13 protein-coding genes are annotated in these 17881 nt (G+C 71.3%); 8 read left to right on the top strand and 5 right to left on the bottom strand.

The window, feature by feature from the left end:
* The first annotated feature begins 100 nt into the window (after positions 1–100).
* From glgX to ACWCOV_RS22915, 4 genes are all read left to right on the top strand, one after another.
* On the top strand, positions 101–2218 hold the full coding sequence (gene glgX, locus ACWCOV_RS22930; RefSeq protein ID WP_449831331.1) for a glycogen debranching protein GlgX: 2118 nt from the start codon (positions 101–103) through the stop codon (positions 2216–2218).
* Positions 2215–4611 carry a malto-oligosyltrehalose synthase gene (treY, locus tag ACWCOV_RS22925; RefSeq protein ID WP_449831330.1) on the top strand — a complete coding sequence of 799 codons (2397 nt, stop codon included), beginning with the start codon at positions 2215–2217 and terminating at the stop codon, positions 4609–4611. The genes glgX and treY overlap by 4 nt, the downstream gene beginning before the upstream one ends.
* Positions 4612–6342 carry a malto-oligosyltrehalose trehalohydrolase gene (treZ, locus tag ACWCOV_RS22920; protein WP_449831329.1) on the top strand — a complete coding sequence of 577 codons (1731 nt, stop codon included), beginning with the start codon at positions 4612–4614 and terminating at the stop codon, positions 6340–6342.
* 154 nt (positions 6343–6496) lie between these two features.
* On the top strand, positions 6497–6694 hold the full coding sequence (locus ACWCOV_RS22915; protein ID WP_449831328.1) for a hypothetical protein: 198 nt from the start codon (positions 6497–6499) through the stop codon (positions 6692–6694).
* A gap of 100 nt (positions 6695–6794) precedes the next feature.
* Here ACWCOV_RS22915 and ACWCOV_RS22910 read toward each other — a convergent pair whose 3' ends face one another.
* The 5 genes from ACWCOV_RS22910 to ACWCOV_RS22890 form a co-directional block, all read right to left on the bottom strand.
* The gene (locus ACWCOV_RS22910; protein WP_449831327.1) at positions 6795–8900 is read right to left on the bottom strand and encodes a transglutaminase TgpA family protein; all 2106 of its coding nucleotides are present in this window, start codon (positions 8898–8900) and stop codon (positions 6795–6797) included.
* Positions 8897–10036 carry a DUF58 domain-containing protein gene (locus tag ACWCOV_RS22905; RefSeq protein WP_449831326.1) on the bottom strand — a complete coding sequence of 380 codons (1140 nt, stop codon included), beginning with the start codon at positions 10034–10036 and terminating at the stop codon, positions 8897–8899. Before ACWCOV_RS22905 ends, ACWCOV_RS22910 begins: the two co-directional genes overlap by 4 nt.
* A 4-nt stretch (positions 10037–10040) precedes the next feature.
* Positions 10041–11003, bottom strand: coding sequence for an AAA family ATPase (locus ACWCOV_RS22900; protein WP_449831325.1), 963 nt, complete (start codon positions 11001–11003; stop codon positions 10041–10043).
* Between the two features lie 90 nt (positions 11004–11093).
* The gene (locus ACWCOV_RS22895) at positions 11094–12350 is read right to left on the bottom strand and encodes a sensor histidine kinase (RefSeq protein WP_449831324.1); all 1257 of its coding nucleotides are present in this window, start codon (positions 12348–12350) and stop codon (positions 11094–11096) included.
* Positions 12350–13015, bottom strand: a complete 666-nt coding sequence (locus ACWCOV_RS22890; protein WP_449831323.1) for a response regulator transcription factor — start codon at positions 13013–13015, stop codon at positions 12350–12352. The genes ACWCOV_RS22895 and ACWCOV_RS22890 overlap by 1 nt, the downstream gene beginning before the upstream one ends.
* A gap of 53 nt (positions 13016–13068) precedes the next feature.
* Here ACWCOV_RS22890 and ACWCOV_RS22885 point away from each other — a divergent pair, with 53 nt between their 5' ends.
* The 4 genes from ACWCOV_RS22885 to ACWCOV_RS22870 all read left to right on the top strand — a co-directional run.
* The gene (locus ACWCOV_RS22885) at positions 13069–14658 is read left to right on the top strand and encodes a BTAD domain-containing putative transcriptional regulator (RefSeq protein WP_449831322.1); all 1590 of its coding nucleotides are present in this window, start codon (positions 13069–13071) and stop codon (positions 14656–14658) included.
* The gene (locus ACWCOV_RS22880; RefSeq protein WP_449831321.1) at positions 14655–15908 is read left to right on the top strand and encodes a type VII secretion protein EccE; all 1254 of its coding nucleotides are present in this window, start codon (positions 14655–14657) and stop codon (positions 15906–15908) included. The genes ACWCOV_RS22885 and ACWCOV_RS22880 overlap by 4 nt, the downstream gene beginning before the upstream one ends.
* Entirely contained in the window at positions 15905–16552 is a 648-nt protein-coding gene (locus tag ACWCOV_RS22875) for a LuxR C-terminal-related transcriptional regulator (protein ID WP_449831320.1), read from the top strand. The genes ACWCOV_RS22880 and ACWCOV_RS22875 overlap by 4 nt, the downstream gene beginning before the upstream one ends.
* A 118-nt stretch (positions 16553–16670) precedes the next feature.
* Positions 16671–17881: right-handed parallel beta-helix repeat-containing protein (locus ACWCOV_RS22870; protein WP_449831319.1), on the top strand; the 1211-nt coding region annotated here is incomplete at its 3' end.

Genomic DNA, 17881 nt, shown 5'->3' with positions numbered 1-17881 from the left:
ACACTTCGACGATCCGGTGGCCTGTTCGGACTGATGAACACTTCGCAGCAAAACACCCCGGCATGTCTCGTGTGAGTGCCGGGGTGGCTACTGTCGTCAGGTGCAGAAATGGCCTGGCCGTCCTTACCCACTCGGAGCCACGTACGACGGCTCCGGGACGAACTTCGCGCTGTTCTCGGAGGTAGCTGAGCGAGTAGACCTGGCCCTGATCGGCGACGACGGGTCCGAGCAGCTGGTGCAGCTGACCGAGGTGGACGGGTTCGTCTGGCACGGGTACCTGCCGGCGGTGCAGCCGGGGCAGCGGTACGGGTTCCGGGTGCACGGGCCGTACAACCCGGCCGAGGGGCACCGGTGCAACCCGTCCAAGCTGCTGCTGGACCCGTACGCGAAGGCCATCGACGGCCAGGTCGACGGGGACGAGTCGCTGTTCAGCTACCGGTTCGCCAAGCCGGACGAGCTGAACACGATGGACAACCGCGAGCACACGATGCTGTCGGTGGTGACCAACCCGTTCTTCGACTGGGGCAACGACCGCCCGCCGGGGCATGCGTACCACGAGACCGTCATCTACGAGGCGCACGTGAAGGGCCTGACCAAGACCCACCCGGCGCTGCCGGAGGAGATCCGCGGCACCTACGCCGGAATCGGGCACCCGGCGACCATCGAGCACCTGAAGGAGCTCGGGGTGTCGGCGATCGAGCTGATGCCGATCCACCAGTTCGCCCAGGACGGCCATCTGCAGGAGCGCGGCCTGTCGAACTACTGGGGTTACAACACCATCGGTTTCTTCGCGCCGCACAACGACTACGCCGCCGGCGGCACCCTCGGCCAGCAGGTGACCGAGTTCAAGACGATGGTGAAGGCGCTGCACGAGGCGGACATCGAGGTGATCCTCGACGTGGTCTACAACCACACCGCCGAGGGCAACGAGTTCGGCCCGACGCTGTCGTTCAAGGGCATCGACAACGCGGCGTACTACCGGCTGGTGGACGCCGACAAGCGGCACTACTACGACACCACCGGGACCGGGAACAGCCTGCTGATGCGGCACCCGCACGTGCTGCAGCTGATCATGGACTCGCTGCGCTACTGGGTGACCGAGATGCGCGTCGACGGGTTCCGGTTCGACCTCGCGGCCACCCTGGCCCGCCAGTTCCACGAGGTCGACCGGCTGTCGGCGTTCTTCGACCTGGTCCAGCAGGACCCGGTGGTCAGCCAGGTGAAGCTGATCGCCGAGCCGTGGGACGTCGGCGACGGCGGCTACCAGGTGGGCAACTTCCCGCCGCTGTGGACGGAGTGGAACGGGAAGTTCCGTGACACCGTGCGCGACTTCTGGCGCGGCGAGCGGTACACGCTGGCCGAGTTCGCCTCCCGGCTGACCGGCTCGTCGGACCTGTACCAGGACGACAGCCGCCGCCCGCTGGCCAGCATCAACTTCATCACCGCGCACGACGGGTTCACCCTGCGCGACCTGGTCTCCTACAACGACAAGCACAACGAGGCGAACGGCGAGGGCGGCAAGGACGGCGAGAGCCACAACCGCTCCTGGAACTGCGGCGTCGAGGGCGCGACCGACGACGCCGGGGTGCTCGAGCTCCGGGCCAAGCAGCAGCGGAACTTCCTGACCACGCTGCTGATCTCCCAGGGCGTGCCGATGATCGCGCACGGTGACGAGCTCGGCCGGACCCAGAGCGGCAACAACAACGTCTACTGCCAGGACAACGAAATCTCGTGGGTGGACTGGAAGCTCACCGACAGCCAGAAGGACCTGCTGGCCTTCACCCAGGCGCTGGTCAAGCTGCGCAACGACCATCCGGTGCTGCGCCGCCGCCGCTTCTTCCACGGCGACACCGGCGTCGACGGCCTCGGCGACCTGGTCTGGTTCACGCCGAAGGGCACCGAGATGCAGAACGGCGACTGGCAGCGCGACGACGCCCGGGCGATCGCGGTGTTCCTGAACGGCGACGCGATCTCCGAGCCGGACCCGCGCGGTGAGCCGGTGGTGGACGACTCGTTCCTGATCCTGCTGAACAGCAACCACGAGCCGATCGACTTCCTGCTGCCGCCGAAGCAGTACGGCGAGACCTGGACGGTGGTCGTGGACACGACGACCGCACAGGGCAGCAACGGTGACGAGCCGCACCCGGCAGGCAGCACCATCCGGCTGGAGTCCCGCAGCACGCTGGTCCTGACCCGCCCGAGGCAGGCCGCGGAATGAACTCGGCTCCCCAGGCCACCTACCGACTGCAACTGCACGCCGGTTTCGGGTTCGACGACGCCGCCGCGGTCGTCCCGTACCTGCAGAGCCTCGGGATCTCGCACGCCTACCTGTCCCCGATCCTCCAGGCCGCGCCCGGTTCCACCCACGGGTACGACGTGGTGGACCACAGCCGGTTGTCCGAGCCGGCCGGCGGACGGCCTGCGTTCGACCGGCTGGCCGCACGGCTGTCCGATCACCGGATGGGCGCGGTGGTGGACGTCGTACCGAACCACGTCGCGGTGCCGACGCCTGCGCGGCTCAACAAGGCCCTGTGGTCGGTGCTGCGGGACGGGCCGGGGTCGCCGTACGCGGAGTGGTTCGACGTGGACTGGGGTGCGGGGAACCAGCCGTTGCTGATGGCCGTGCTGGGTCAGCGGATCGGCAAGGTGCTCGCGGACGGCGAGTTGTCGGTCGACGGCGACGTACTGCGCTACTACGACCACGAGTACCCGCTGCGGCCGGGGACCAGCGACCTGCCGCTGGCGGAGTTGGTGACCGAGCAGTGGTACCGCCTGGCGCATTGGCGGGTCGCTGACGAGGAGCTGAACTACCGGCGCTTCTTCGACGTGGACACGCTTGCTGCGGTCCGAGTGGAGACGCAGGAGGTCTTCGAAGCCACGCATGAGTTGTTGCTGGAGCTGCTGCACGAGGGCAAGCTCAACGGCTTCCGCATTGACCACCCGGACGGCCTGGCCGACCCGCGTGGGTACCTGCGCCGGCTGGCTGAGCGCACGGGCGGTGCGTGGGTCGTGGTCGAGAAGATCCTCGAAGGCGACGAGGAGCTCCCGAACGACTGGCCCTGCGCCGGCACGACCGGATACGACGCCCTGCTGCGCGTCGGCGGGCTCTTCGTAGACCCCGCCGGTGCTGCGCCGCTGGCAGCGTTCCACTCCGAGCTGACCGGTGAGCCTGCCGATTTCGGTCCGGTCGTGGAGGAGGCCAAGCGGGAGGTCGTGAAGCACGGGCAGTACGCCGAGGTGCACCGGCTGGTCGAGTTGCTGGCCCGCATCTGCCAGGACGACGTCCGGCTGCGCGACCACACGCGGCGTGCGTTCCACGAGGTGGTCGTGGAGCTGCTGGTCCACTTCGAGATCTACCGGGCGTACGTCGTACCGGGGGAGCAGCCGTCTCCGACCGCGGTCGCGGCGTTGGAGCGGGCGGCCGAGAAGGCGCGGGCGAACCTGGACGAGGACCGGCAGGAGACGCTGGACGTCGTACTCCACCTCCTGCTCGGCCAGGAGACGAGCCCGATCGACGAGCACGCGCGGCACGAGCTGATCGTCCGGTTCCAGCAGACGTGCGGGCCGGTGATGGCCAAGGGGGTCGAGGACACCGCGTTCTACCGGTGGTTCCGGCTCGCGTCGCTCAACGAGGTCGGTGGGGATCCGGAGCACTTCGGCGTCACGCCGGAGGAGTTCCACGGCTTCGCGGCCCGGCTGAACCAGCACTGGCCGAAGACGATGACCACGCTCTCCACGCACGACACCAAGCGGTCCGAGGACGTTCGCGCCCGGCTCGGTGTGCTGTCCGAGCAGCCTGCCACCTGGTCGGAGGCCGTCCGGGAGTGGCGACGGCTGTCGGAGGACCACCGGAGCCCGCTGCTGGACGGCAGCACCGAGTACCTGTTCTGGCAGACGCTGTTCGGCACCTGGGACGACGGCCCGCTGCCGGAGGATCGCCTGCAGGCCTACCTGCTCAAGGCGATCCGCGAAGCCAAGCGCCACACCACCTGGACCTCCCCGGACGAGGAGTACGAGCAGGCCGTCGCCGCGTTCACGACCGCAGTCCTCGCCGACAGCGCCGTACTAGACGCGGTACGGCGCTTCGCCGCAAGACAAGCCGAGTTCGTCCGAGCGGCCACGCTCGGCCAGAAGCTGGTGCAGCTCACGATGCCCGGCGTACCGGATGTCTACCAGGGCACCGAGCTGGTCGACCTGTCGCTCGTCGACCCGGACAACCGGCGTCCGGTGGACTACGAGCAGCGGATCGCCCGGCTGCGGGGACTGGACGAGGGCGCGAAGCCGGACGACCTGTCCGACGAGAAGCTGCTGGTCACCAGCAGGGCACTCCGCCTCCGCAGGCAGTACCCGGAGGCCTTCGCCGGCAGCTATACCCCGCTCCCGACCTCCAACGGCCACGCGGTCGCCTTCGCCCGCGGCGACTCGGTCATCACGGTCGCGACTCGCCTGCCGGCCGCGCTGCAGCGGCTGGGCGGCTGGGGAGACAGCACGGTGGTGCTGCCGAGCGGCCAGTGGAAGAACGTGTTGACCGGCCGCGAGGTGGGTAGTGGAGCAGCCCGGATCCATGAGCTGCTGGAGGATCTCCCGGTGGCGCTGCTCGTAAGGAGCTGAATGCACACCTTCCGCGTCTGGGCGCCGAACGCCGAGTCGGTCGACTTGGTCCTGCGCGACGGCCGGCTTCCCCTGCATCAGGCCGGCGCCTGGTGGGTGCGGGACGTCGTCGAGGCCCACCACGGCACCGACTACGCGTTCACCGTGGACGGAAGCGAGCCGCTGCCCGATCCGCGCAGTGCGTGGCAGCCGGACGGGGTGCACGGCTTCAGCAGGGTGTTCGACGAGAACCGTTTCCGTTGGACGGACGGCGACTGGGCGGGCCGTGACGCGCGGGGCTCGGTGTTCTACGAGCTGCACATCGGCACGTTCACCGAGCAGGGCACGCTGGACGCGGCGACCGAGCACCTGGACTACCTGGTCGCGCTCGGCGTCGAGGTGGTCTCGCTGATGCCGGTCGCAGCCTTTCCGGGGCGGCACGGCTGGGGCTACGACGGTGTGCACCTCTACGCCGTCCACGAGCCGTACGGCGGCCCCGAGGCGCTGCAGCGCTTCGTCAACCGCTGTCACGAGGTGGGCTTGGCTGTCTGCCTCGACGTGGTCTACAACCACCTCGGCCCGAGTGGGAACCGGCTGGGCGAGTTCGGGCCGTACTTCACCGACCGGCACACCACGCCGTGGGGACCGGCGGTCAACCTCGACGACACCGGCAGCAGCGAGGTACGGCGGTGGATCTGCGACAACGCGCTGCGGTGGTTCCGGGCGTTCCACATCGATGCTCTGAGGCTGGACGCCGTACACGCGCTGGCTGACGACAGCCCGACGCACGTGCTGGCCCAGCTGTCGTCGGAGACCGCTGACCTGTCGAAGCAGCTCGGGCGGCCGCTGGGGCTGGTGGCCGAGTCGGACCTCAACGACGCGCGGATGGTCGAGCCGGTGTCCGAGGGCGGTCTGGGCATGACCGCGCAGTGGAGCGACGACTTCCACCACGCGCTGCACACGCTGCTGACCGGCGAGCGCGCCGGGTACTACGTGGACTTCGGCGAGCCCGGGGTGTTCGCCAAGACCCTGACCCAGGTGTTCTTCCACGACGGGTCGTACTCGACCTTCCGGGGCAAGGACTGGGGACGGCCGGTCGACCCGGCCCGGCATCGCGGCGGGGAGTTCCTCGCGTACACCTCGAACCACGACCAGGTCGGCAACCGCGCGCTCGGCGACCGGCCCGCGCTGACGCCCGGCCAGCTGGCGATCGGCGCCGCGCTGGTGATCACCTCGCCGTACACGCCGATGCTGTTCATGGGCGAGGAGTGGGGCGCCTCGACGCCGTGGCGGTACTTCACCGACCACGAGGAACCCGAGCTGGCCGAGGCGGTCCGGACCGGCCGGCGGCGGGAGTTCGCGGGCCACGGCTGGGACGCCGACGAGATCCCGGATCCGCAGGACCCGGAGACCTGGCACAGCTCGGTGCTCGACTGGACCGAGCTGGACGAGTCGCCGCACCGCGAGCTGCTGGCCTGGTACCGCGACCTGCTGGCCCTGCGGGCCCGGACGGCGGCCCTCCGCGACGACCGCCTGTCCTCGGTCGGCATCGCGTACGACGCCGACGGCGACTGGATCGTGGTCACCCGCGGAAACGTGAACGTGGTGGTCAACCTGGCCGCCGGGGAGGCCGTCGTACCGGTCGACGGCGGGGCTTCGCACGAGCTGCTGACCTTCGGCACGGCGGCGGCGGTCACGGATGGTGTCCGGCTCTCCGGGCACGGCGTCAGTCTGAGAACGTCAAGCATTTAACGGTTTTGGCCCAGATTTGTGCGGAAACCGAACATATCCCGCTGTTCGAATCCGTTTGTCGATGGGGATTTCCGGAATTGCTTGTGTCGCAGGCCACTCGTGGCGGACTGTGGAAACCGCCAGCAGGGTCGCGGGGGTTGACGGGAGGACATAGATGACAGTCGGAGGCGTCGACACTTACTACGACTACGAAGAGAAGCAGTGGAAGAGCCGGCGGCTGGGCGGTGGTCCGATCCACCGCGGGCCGGTCTGCCCGTCACCACGGACAGCCGACCACACGCAGCCTCACGAACGCCATCCGGCCGGACGTGAGCATCTGAGCAGGGACGAGAAGAAGACCGTTCTCGGCTGACGATCCGGTGGCAGGGCCCGCCAGACCAGGTCACCGCAGTTCGCCGAGCAGTCACCACAGCGGCCGTCGAGCCGGAACCCGACGGCCGCTGCGGCATGCCTTACCGGCTGAACAGCGTCCGTAGCTCGAGGGACGCTTGCAGGCGGTCTGGCCAGGGGCGGGACCGGAGCGCCTTGCGGAGGTCGCGCACGCCCGACCAGGCCTGCTGACTGAGGTCCGGGCCGCTGGGCCCGCCCGACCAGACGGCATGGTCGACCGCCCGGGCGACGCGGGTGAGGCCGGGCTCGGTGTCCGGGAGCTCGCGGGCGGCATGTGCCAGGTCGCGGACGGTCATACCGGGGGTCACCGGCACGCCGTGCGCCCGCAGCTGGTCGCGGGCCTCAGCCCACGCCCCGACCACCGACGCACTGCCGGTACGGCGCCGGCGTCGGAGCGCCCGCACCGACTTCAGCAGCGGTACGCCGGCCAGCCACAGCAGCAGCAACGCCGCCGAGCCCAGGAAGATCCACAGCAGCGGGATCCGGACGCCGCTCCAGCTCCGGCCGGAGCCGCCGTCGTCGGTCGAGGGTGGAACCTCCGGGTCCTCGATCTGCTCGACCGGCGGGACCGCCGCCCGGGCCTGCTCGGTGATCTCGGCGGTGGAGCCGGCGATCGACGCCTTCCCGGTCTTGGCCTGGTCGACCGGGTCGAGCGGCCACCAGCCGACCCCTTCGACCGCGACCTCCGGCCAGGCGTACGCGTCGCTGTCGCGGATCGTGTAGAGCCCGTCCGGGTCGGGCTCGGCGGGTGCCCGGAACCCGACGACGAGCCGGGCCGGGATCCCGTTGAGCCGGGCGAGGACGACGTACCCGGCGGCGAACTGTTCGCTGGTGCCGAACCGCTGCTTGGTCAGGAACGCCCGCAGCTGCGGCCAGCCGTGGCCGGTCGGCAGCGGGTCGCCGGCGGCCTGCTGGTAGTTGATCCGCATGTACTTCTCCAGCGCCAGCGCGGTGGAGAAGGTGGCGCGCTTGCCCTGCAGCGGGTTGAGCTCGGCGATGTCCGCCGGCACCGCGCCGAGGTCCGACAGGCCACCGGGCGCGTCCGCGTCGACACCCGCGCCGAGCAGGTACGAGCTGTCGACCGTCGGCTCCTCCCAGGTCAGGTCGTAGTGACCGGGCCGGTTCGGCGCCAGCAGGGTGCCGCCGATCGGCTCGACCTGCGGTTCGGTCACCCCAGTGACTGCTGTCGGGAGCAACTGTCCGGGCAGCCACGGGCCCTCCAGGTCCGCGAGCTGGACGGACGCGCGCTGGGTGGCAGTCCCGACCTGTACCTCGGCGCCGGGCGCAAGCTGAGCGCCCATCCGCAGGACCGGGTGGCCGGTGTTCCAGTTCACCCCGTCGAAGCTGTCCAGCGCGACCAGCCGCCACCGGTCGACCGGCTCCGACGCGCTGTACCGGAACAGCACCTTGTCCTTCTCCGTGCCGCGCACACTGAGCCGGCTGCCGAGCTCGTCGAGCGGACTCGCCACCCGCGACCCGGGCGCGGTCGCCGCTTGCACCTTCTGCAGCGAGTACGGCGTACGCCCGACCGGATCGATCCCGCCGACGACCAGCCCGCACACGATCGCGGCAACGGTCACCGCGGCGGTCGCCGCCCAGGGTGCGAGCCGGCGGTACTCCATGCCGTCGGGGACCAGCAGCGCGATCACGACCAGGCAGAAGCCGGCGGCGATCAGTACGGCGGTCAGCCCGGTGGCGGCGATGTACAGCTGACTGACTACCAGGACCGCGACCCCGGGCAGCAGAGCGATCAGCGGAGCTGCGCGATCGAGCAACTCCAGGGCGAGCACGCAGGCCACGAGCACCAGCAGCGGGACGAAGACCACGAGCTCCGGATCCGGCCGGGCCGGCCAGGTCGACTCCAGCGTCAGCTTCCACGACGTGAGGCCACGACCCAGCGCCCGGACCGATGCGAGCGTCGGCAGCCCGGCGAGAGTCGTTGCCCTCAGCACGGTTTCCACCACGGCCAGCAGCCCGGCCACGACCACGAGCAGCGGCCGCCACACCGCGAGTCCCGGCCACTGCCGGCCCGCCTCGGTGACCAGGTAGGCGACCACGCACACCGCGGCGACCGGAAGCCACAGGTTGCCGAGTCCGAAGACCGGACCGAAACAGAGCCCACCGATCAGAACGCCGGTCAGCGCCGCGATCGTCCGCCGCCTGCTCACTGCAGCACTCCCGTCCACTGCTGAAGGGCCTCGGGCGCGCTGCCGCCCAGGATGACCTGGGCGCCGAGAATCGGGGCGACGCCTTGCGCGTCACCGAGGCCGAGGACGGTCACGGACGAGTAGCGGCTGAGCAGCGGAGCCAGCTCGGCGGCCGAGCCGCGGACGCCGGTAACGACCACGATCGCCCCGCCGGCCGACGTGCCGGTGGTGAGGACTGGGGGCAGCAGGCCGCCGGAGCGGTCGTCGCGCTGGCCGACCACGCACAGCTCGTCGAGGAACAAGCGGGAGGCGACCGCGCCGCCGGGTGCGGCGACGTCGACACCTGAGGTGGTGACGAGCCGGCAGCGGTGGCCGGCGGTCGACGCCGCGAACAGGATCGAGGCCGCGACCTCGGTCGCCTCCTCGAAGGTTGCCGGGGACAACGGCTCGCGCCGGGTGTCGAGCAGGACCGTCAGCCGGGGCTGGTCGGGATCGGCGTAGTCGCGGACCATCAGCTGCCCGGTCCGCGCGGTCGCCTTCCAGTGCAGGTGCCGGACCTCGTCGCCGACGACGTACGGCCGGACGTCGCGCAGGTCGGCCGAGCCGCGCAGCGAGTCGTCGGCGGTCCGCCCGATGTGGTGGTGTCGCGGCCGTCCGGCCACGACGGTCTTGGTCGGGTGCCGCTTCGGGTGCACCCACAGCGTCGCGACCTCGCCGGTCGCCCGGCTGTTCCGGGCCAGGCCGAGCGGGTCGCGCCGCTCCAGCGTCAACGGACCGACCGCGATCTTCCCGCGCTTCGAGGTCGGCAGCTCGTACCGGTACGTCGCCTCGCTGCCCGGACCGAGGCGCCGGATCCGGACCTCCTGCCGCTCGTCCCCCGCGGAGTCGTGCGCCGCGAACGACGCCTGCCACCGGGTGCCCTCGTTCCGGACCCGCAACGTCGCCAGCGCCGGCCGGCCGCGCTCGACGCGGTCCGGGGAAAGCACCCGTTGCACGGTCACCTGCGGCTGCCGCACGGTCAGCACGGTCGCCGCGATCAGCGCGCCCAGACCGATCCCGCCGAGCGCGCGGAAGACGGCGTACCCGGCGATCTCACCCAGTGCGTACGCCGCGATCGACCCGATCAGCACCGCGACCCCGCGTCCCGTCAACCGCATCCCGTCAGCCGGCGCTCGCGCCTGCGGTCGGGGCTGGGGTCGCGGCCAGAACCTCGTCCACCACCGACGACGGCGGCCGTTGGCTCAGCTCGGCGTCGGGAGTCAGGACGAGCCGGTGCGCGAGGACCGGCTGCGCCACCTGCTTCACGTCGTCCGGGGTGGTGAACGCGCGCCCGTCGGTCGCGGCGAAGGCCCGGGCGGCCCGGACCAGCGCGATGCTGCCGCGCGGGCTGGCGCCGTACCGGACGGCCGTGTGCTCCCGGGTCGCGGCCGCGAGCTTGACGGCGTACGAGCTGATCGCCGGGTCGACGTGGACCGACCGGACCGCGGCGATCGCGTTCCGCAGCGCCGGTACGTCGATCACCGGGCTGAGCGAGTCCGGACCGATCCGGCCGGTGTCGCCGAGCACGATCCGGACCTCGGCGTCGTGGTCGGGGTAGCCGATCTCGATCCGCATCAGGAACCGGTCCAGCTGTGCCTCGGGCAGCCGGTAGGTGCCCTCCATCTCGATCGGGTTCTGGGTGCCGACGACCAGGAACGGGTCGGGTACGGCGCGGGTGTTCGAGTCGACCGTGACCCGGCGCTCGGCCATCACCTCGAGCAGCGCGGACTGGGTCTTCGGCGTGCCGCGGTTGATCTCGTCGGCGACCACCACGTTGGCGAAGATGCCGCCCGGGTGGAACTCGAACGACTCGCTGCCCTGGTGGTAGACCATCACGCCGGTGATGTCACCGGGCAGCAGGTCCGGGGTGAACTGGATCCGGTTCCAGGTCGCGTCGATGCTGCGGGCGATGCACCGGGCCAGCGTGGTCTTGCCCAGGCCGGGCACGTCCTCGATCAGCAGGTGCCCCTCGGCGAACAGGGCGGTGAGCGCCAGCCGGATCACCTCCGGCTTGCCGTGGATCACCTTCGCCAGGTTGTCCGCGACCAGCCGGTACGCCTCGCCGGGCGGGATGGTGGCACTCATGTGGTCTCCCCAGGTGTACGCCGGACTGCACTGTGTGACCCTACTCAGCCGCGGTCCAAACGCCGTACAGAACCGGTCCAGGCTGGATCACTACTCCGAGGTAGGCAAACGGAACTCGAAGATCGCGCCGCCCTCGTCGGCGTTGTGGACCTTCAGGTCGCCGCCGTGGGACAGCGCGACCCAGCGGACGATGGACAGCCCGAGACCGGACGAGCCGCCGCCGCTGGTGAACCGGTCGAACAGGTCCTCGCCGACGGCGGGGTCGATCCCGGGACCCTGGTCGGCGACCGTGACCCGGCCGTCGGCGACCGTGATCGTGACGATCGCCTGGTCGGCGCCCGGCGCCCGGCCGTGCCGCATCGCGTTGTCCAGCAGGTTGCCGATCGCCCGCTGGATCAGGGTCGGGTCGGCCCGCACCATGGTCGGCGCGGTGACCAGTGAGATCCGCGCGCCGTCGGTCGGCAGGTCCTCGACCACCCCCGCGACGAGCTGGTCCAGCCACACCGGCTGTACGGCGAGCTGCTCCACGCCGGCCGCGAGCCGCGCCCGGACCAGCAGGCCGTCGATGATGTCGCCCATCCGCCCGGCGAGCCGAACAGTCCGCGGCAGCAACTCGGCCCGCTGCTCCGGATCCTGGGCCGCTGTCTCCGCCAGGGCTCGCAGGGCGGCGACCGGCGTACGAAGGTCGTGCGCGGTCTCGGCGAGCAAGGTCTCCTGCTGTTCGAGCGCAGCCATCGCCGGCCGGATCGCCCGGCCGGACAACCAGTAGCCGGCCAACGCCGCCGCGCCGATCAGGACCGCGCAGACGACCAGGACAACCAGCACCAGCCGCTGATGCTGTGCCGCCTGCTCCTCGGTGTCGACCCACGCCACCACTGCGCCGATGACTGTGCCGTTCTGGTCCTTGAACGGCTGGGCCGCCACCCGGATCGGGTCGCCGTTCGCGGCGTTGCGATCGGCGAACAGGCTCGTGCCGGCGCCGGTCGTCGCCTGCTTCACCAGCTCGTCCAGGACCGCGCGATCGACCTGCGTGCAGTCGAGTGCGCTCTCGTGTCCCTCGAAGCCGCCGGGCCGGCTGGGCAGGATCTCGAACTGCGGGCAGTCGGCATTCAGCGGATCGGCGCCGACCTCGCTGAACCTCAGCGCACCGGTGTCGTTCTTGATCAGCCGCAGCACCGGCGCGGTGACGACGGTCAGCTCGTTGTCGACCTGCGCCGTACGGCGGTCGGAGTCGAGCGTGATGACGACCGGGGCGAGGATGATCAGGCCGATCGTGTTCATGACCGTGAACAGCACCGTCAGCCACGAGCGCAACCGGCGCAGCCGCTCGACCGAGGGCGCACGCATCAGGCGCCGCCGGTCAGCCGGTAGCCCTGGCCCCGGACCGCCTGGATCAGCTCCGGACCGCGCAGCTTGCTGCGCAGCCGCTTGATGGTCACGTCGACGACGTTCGACATCGGGTCCGCCGCCGCGTCCCAGCAGTGCTCGATCAGCTCGGACCGGGTCACGGCCTGCTCGGGCCGGACCATCAGGTACTCCAGCACGGAGAACTCCTTCGCTGTCAGGGTCAGCAGGACGCCGGCCCGGCGGACCTCGCGGCGACCCGAGTCCAGCTCGACGTCGGCGTACCGCAGAACCGGCGGGCGGCCGATGCCCGCGCGACGGCACAGGCTGAGCACCCTAGCGGTCAGCTCGGCCACCGCGAACGGCTTCACCAGGTAGTCGTCGCCGCCGTGCTCGAACCCGTCCACCCGGTCGCCGAGGGTGTCGCGGGCGGTCAGGAACAGCACCGGCACCGCCCAGCCCTCCTGCCGGCGGCCGCGGACGTAGCCGATCGAGTCGCCGTCCGGGAGCATCCGGTCGAACACCACGCAGTCGTAGGAGTTCACCCACAGCGCCTCGTCCGCGGCCGCGATGGTGCCCGCGACGTCCACCGCGAGCGCCGCCGACCGCAGCGCGGCCGGCACCGCCACCTGCAGGTCCTCGTCGTCCTCTACCACCAGTACGCGCACCGGCACCCTCGTGTGTCATCGAAATGTCATCGTCGACACGGATCGTATGTGTCATGAACGGTCACTCAGCGCACGCACCGGCCCGGTTGTCCTTCCGCGTGCTGGGCCCGCTGGAGGTCGACGGCCCGGACGGACACCCGCTCGACGTCTGCGGCGGCAAGCCCGCCACCGTGCTGACGTTGCTCCTGCTGCACCGCAACGCCTGGGTCAGCACCGAGCAGCTGATCGACGCCGTCTGGGCCGGCCGGGACATCCCGGCGTCGGCGCAGAACAACCTGAAGACCTACGTCTGGCAGCTCCGCCGGGCGCTCCCGGACGAGCGGATCGAGAGCCGTCCGGGCGCGTACCGGGTCCGCGTGCTGCCGGGCGAGCTGGACGCCGACATCGCCGCCGGCCTCCGCGACGAGGTCCGCGACCTGCTCGTTCGCGGCGCCGCCGCCGAGGCCGCCGGGATCGTCGAGCGTGCGCTCGGCCTCTGGCGCGGTTGCCCGTACGACGGTCTGACCGTCGACGCGACCTCGGCCGTCGACCGTCTCACCGAGCTCCAGCGGAGCCTGCGCGAGGATCTGGCCGACGCGCAGCTCGCGCTCGGACGTCCCGGCGAGGCCATCGCCGTACTGCGGGCGCTCACCGAGGAGGAGCCGCTGCGCGAGCTGGCGTGGGCCCGGCTGATGACGGCGTACCGGAAGACCGGGCGACGCCATGACGCGCTGGCGGCGTACCAGCGGGCCCGGACCGCGCTGGTCCGCGATCTCGGGATCGAGCCGGGCGCCGAGCTCACCGCGCTGCACCAGCAGATTCTGAGCGAGGAGGCGCCGCGGCCGGTCACGCCGCCGGTGAGCTCGAACCTGCCGCCGCGGATCCCCGGCTTCGTCGGCCGCACCGCGGAGCTGAGCTCCCTGCACGGCGCGACCGGCGTGGTGACCATCGACGGGATGCCCGGGATCGGGAAGACCGCTTTTGCACTCGAAGTCGCGGCCGCCTCGGGCTTCGAGACTCAGCGCTACCTGGACCTGCGCACCGGCACGTCGTTGCCTTCAGCAACCGGCCTGCTGATCCTGGACAACGTCGAGCACGCCGACCAGGTACGGCGGCTGCTGCCCAACGACCCGGACACGCTGGTCCTCGTGATCAGCCGGCACCGCCTGACCGGCTTGGACCGCACCGGCGCCGTCACCCTCGACGTACTCGCCGTCGACGAGGCCGAGCAGCTCACCGACATCGAGCAGATCCTGCGCTGGTGCGAGGGACATCCCGGCGCGATCCGGCACCTGGTCGAGCGGATGCGCAACCGGCAGCCGTGGACGGTCGCCCGGATGGCCGCCAGGCTCGACGACCCGGCGGCCCGGTGCCGCGCGCTGGCCGAGGTGCTGGCGGCGTTCGACACCGCGTACGACGCGCTCCCGCGGCCGGTTCAGAGGTTCTACCGGCGAATCGCGACGACACCGCAGTTCGACCTGCGCCGCGCTGCCCGGCTGGCCGGGGTCGGTCAGGACGAGGTCGAGTCGATGGTCGACCTGCTGATGGATCTCAACCTGGTCGCCGAGCCGGCGCCCGGCCGGTTCGTCCTGCTCCCGGTGGTCCGCGACCACGCGCACCGGCTGCTGCTCGCCACCGAGTCGAAGGCCGAGCTGGTCGCATGAAGCCGCACGCCGCGGCAGCCGCCGCCCCACAGCGCGAGGCCGTCCAGGTCGGGGTGACCAGGGCAGTCCCGCAGGCGACGTCGGTGGGTGTTCCGGTCGCCCGGCCGCGGCCTCCGAAGTTGCCTGCGGCACCGACTGCGCAGCCGGCGCCGGCGCAGCGACTCACGCTGCTGGAGCAACCTCCCGCGCCCGCGCCGGCGACCGACACCGTCGAGCGGCCGGACCGGTCGATCCGGGTCGGTCAGATCGTCTGCTGGCAGTTCGCGGTGGTCGCGGTCGGTGCGGCAACGGCCGGCTCGCGGACGGCGCTGATCCTGACCTCGGCCGCTGCGGTGTCCCTGGTGGCGCTGACCGCGATCCGCATCCGTGGACTGTGGCTGTACCGGTGGCTCGGCGTCCTGCTGGTCTTCCTGGTCCGCCGGCGGCGCATCGACCTCGGCGACAGCATCGCGGTCAACCTGGTCAGCGCGTTCCTCGGCCGGACCGGCACCGACGAGGTGACCGTCCGCGAACAGCCGTACGGCGTCCTCAGCCGACCGGCCGGAGCGAGTCTCGCCCTCCGGCTCGGCCCGGACGCACAGCACGAGGTGCTCCGCCGACTCGGCTCACTGGCCGACTCGGCGGACGAGCAGCCGGTCGAGGTCGGCGTACAACTCGTCTTGCACACCGGCGTGAAGCAGAATCAGCCGCCGCGGGCGTGGATCGCGGTCGCGGCCGAGCGCACGCCGGACATCGCCACCGACGACCAGCTTCGCCAGGTGCTGGCGAACACGGTCCGCCGGCTCGTCCGCCGGTTCGACCGGGAGGGCGTCGAGTGCCTGCCGCTCGACCACTCCGACGTACTCGCGTCCCTCGGTGCGCTGGCGCACGCCAACGCGGGTCGCGGCCAGATCCACGAACGCTGGTCGACCTGGTCCTGCGGGCCGGTCCGGCAGCTGTGCGTCCGGCTGTCCGGGTCCGCGTCGCTGCCTGCAGCAAACCTGCAGGCGCTGGCCGCGGTGCTGCTCGGAACCGGGACCGGCGCCGCGCAGACCATCGCCATCACGGTGACGGGGTCCGCCGACCACCACCTGCCCACTCGCCACGACGCCGTACTGCGGCTGGCCGCTTCACATCCGGCCACCCTCGACACGGCCTACTCCGTACTGAGCAACCTGGCCCGGTCCTTCGGGGTCGAGCCCGAGCGCCTCGACGGCCGGCACGCCGCGGGCGTCGCCGCCACGCTACCTCTGGGGGTCCCTCTCTCATGACTGTCACCATGCTCAACCGGCCCTCCGGTTTCCACCAGATCCCTGCCCACGGAGGCATCGCCGAGCTGCTGGCCGCCGCCGAGGACGAGGTGATTGCGATGAGCAACCTCACCCCGGCCGGGCCCGCGTTCGGGCCGCGGGACGTCCGGCCCGGCCTGCGGTACCGGGCGATCTACCCCGACACCGCCCGGACGGCTCCGACCGCGTGCCGGCACCTGGGTGCGATGTCGCTGGCCGGGGTCGCGGTGCGGACGATGCCGTACATCCCGATGAACGCCCTGGTGATCGACGGCTCGATCGCGGTGCTGCCGGCGGACACGGCGAACGGCAGCGTCGCCGTACTCCGGCTGACCAGCGTGGTCACCACGGCCATCGAGCTGTTCGAGCGGATCTGGCCGGACGCCGTACCGCTGGCCGGCGACGACCTGCCGGACGACACCGACCTGTCCCTGCGCGAGCAGGAGATGCTGCGGCTGCTCGCCCTCGGCGCGACCGACGAGGTCGCCGCGGCCCAACTCGGCATCTCGGTCCGGACGGTACGGCGGATGGTCGCGCAGATCATGAACAGGCTCGGCGCCCGCAGCCGCTTCCAAGCGGGTGTGAAGGCAGCCGACCGCGGCTGGCTCCTCGAACGAGCCAGCTGATGCGGTGCTATCGGCCTCGCCTCCGGCTCGGCGGGTCATGGGGCTTTGACTCCCGGCCTTCCCTCGTCACTCCGGTCGCTTCGCTCCCTCCGCTCCTCAGTCCAGGCCGGGAGGCCCCATGACCACGTCGACCCGTGTCCTGACTGTCGCCGTGGACCGTCCCGGCGCCTATCCGACCATCGGTTCCGCCCTCCTCGAGGCGCCGGACGGGGCCGCGATCGCGATCGCCGACGGGACGTACGCCGAGACGCTCGAGCTGACCGGCCGTTCGGTCACCCTCCAGGCCGAGGACGGGGCGACGGTGGTTCTCGACGGTTCCGGCGCCGACTGGCCGACCGTCCGGGCCGTCGACGGCGCGCTGACGTTGCGCGGTCTCGACGTACGGGCCGTGGAGAGCATCGCCGTCTCGGTCGACCGTACGGCGCTGTCCGTCGAGCAGTGCACCGTCAGCGGCCGGACCCGGCCGGCGATCAGCGTGCACGCGAGTACGGCGTTCACGATCGACCGGTGCACGGTCCCCGGCGCCGAGACCGGCATCGTCGTCGAAGGCGCCGGCGGGCGGATCCTGGACACCACCGTCCGGGAGATCTCCGGTGACGGTATCGTCGTTGCCCTGGGCGCCGATCCGGTCATCCGCGGCGGCACGGTGTCCGGCTGCGGTGGCCGCGGCGTCTACATCTACCAGTACAGCCGGCCGGAGCTCGCCGACCTCGAGATCGCCCACACCGGCACCGAGGGCATCGGCGTCGCGCACGGTAGTACGCCGGTGATCCGCCGAGTGACCGTGCACGACACCCGCGGCTCCGCGATCACCGTCGCGCCGGGATGCGGCGGCATGATCGAGGGCAGCCGGTTCTCGAACACCGCCGAGCCCGCGTTGGCGCTGGCCGACGGGGCCACGGTCGAGGTGGTCGAGCAGGCACACGCCGTCGCCGCCGGCGGTGGCGGGCCGGTCGACGAGCTGCTCGCCGATCTCGACGCGATGGTCGGCCTGCCCGGCGTGAAGGCAGAAGTGCACGCGCTGGTCGACGAGATCCAGGTCAACGAGTGGCGCCGTACCGCCGGACTGTCGGTCGGGGCGGTCAGCCACCACCTGATCTTCGCGGGCGCGCCGGGCACCGGGAAGACCACGGTCGCGCGGCTGTACGGCAAGATCCTCAAGGCGCTCGGCGTGCTGCCGCACGGCGGGTTCACCGAGGTGTCGCGGCGGGACCTGGTCGGGCAGTACATCGGGCACACCGCGGAGAAGACCGCGCAGGTGTTCGAGAAGTCGCTCGGCGGGGTGCTGTTCATCGACGAGGCGTACACGCTGTCGCGGTCGGCCGGCAG

The sequence above is a fragment of the Kribbella sp. NPDC002412 genome (genome assembly GCF_053592935.1).
Note: the sequence above shows the minus strand (reverse complement) of the source record. Positions and strands in the feature narration are given on the sequence as shown.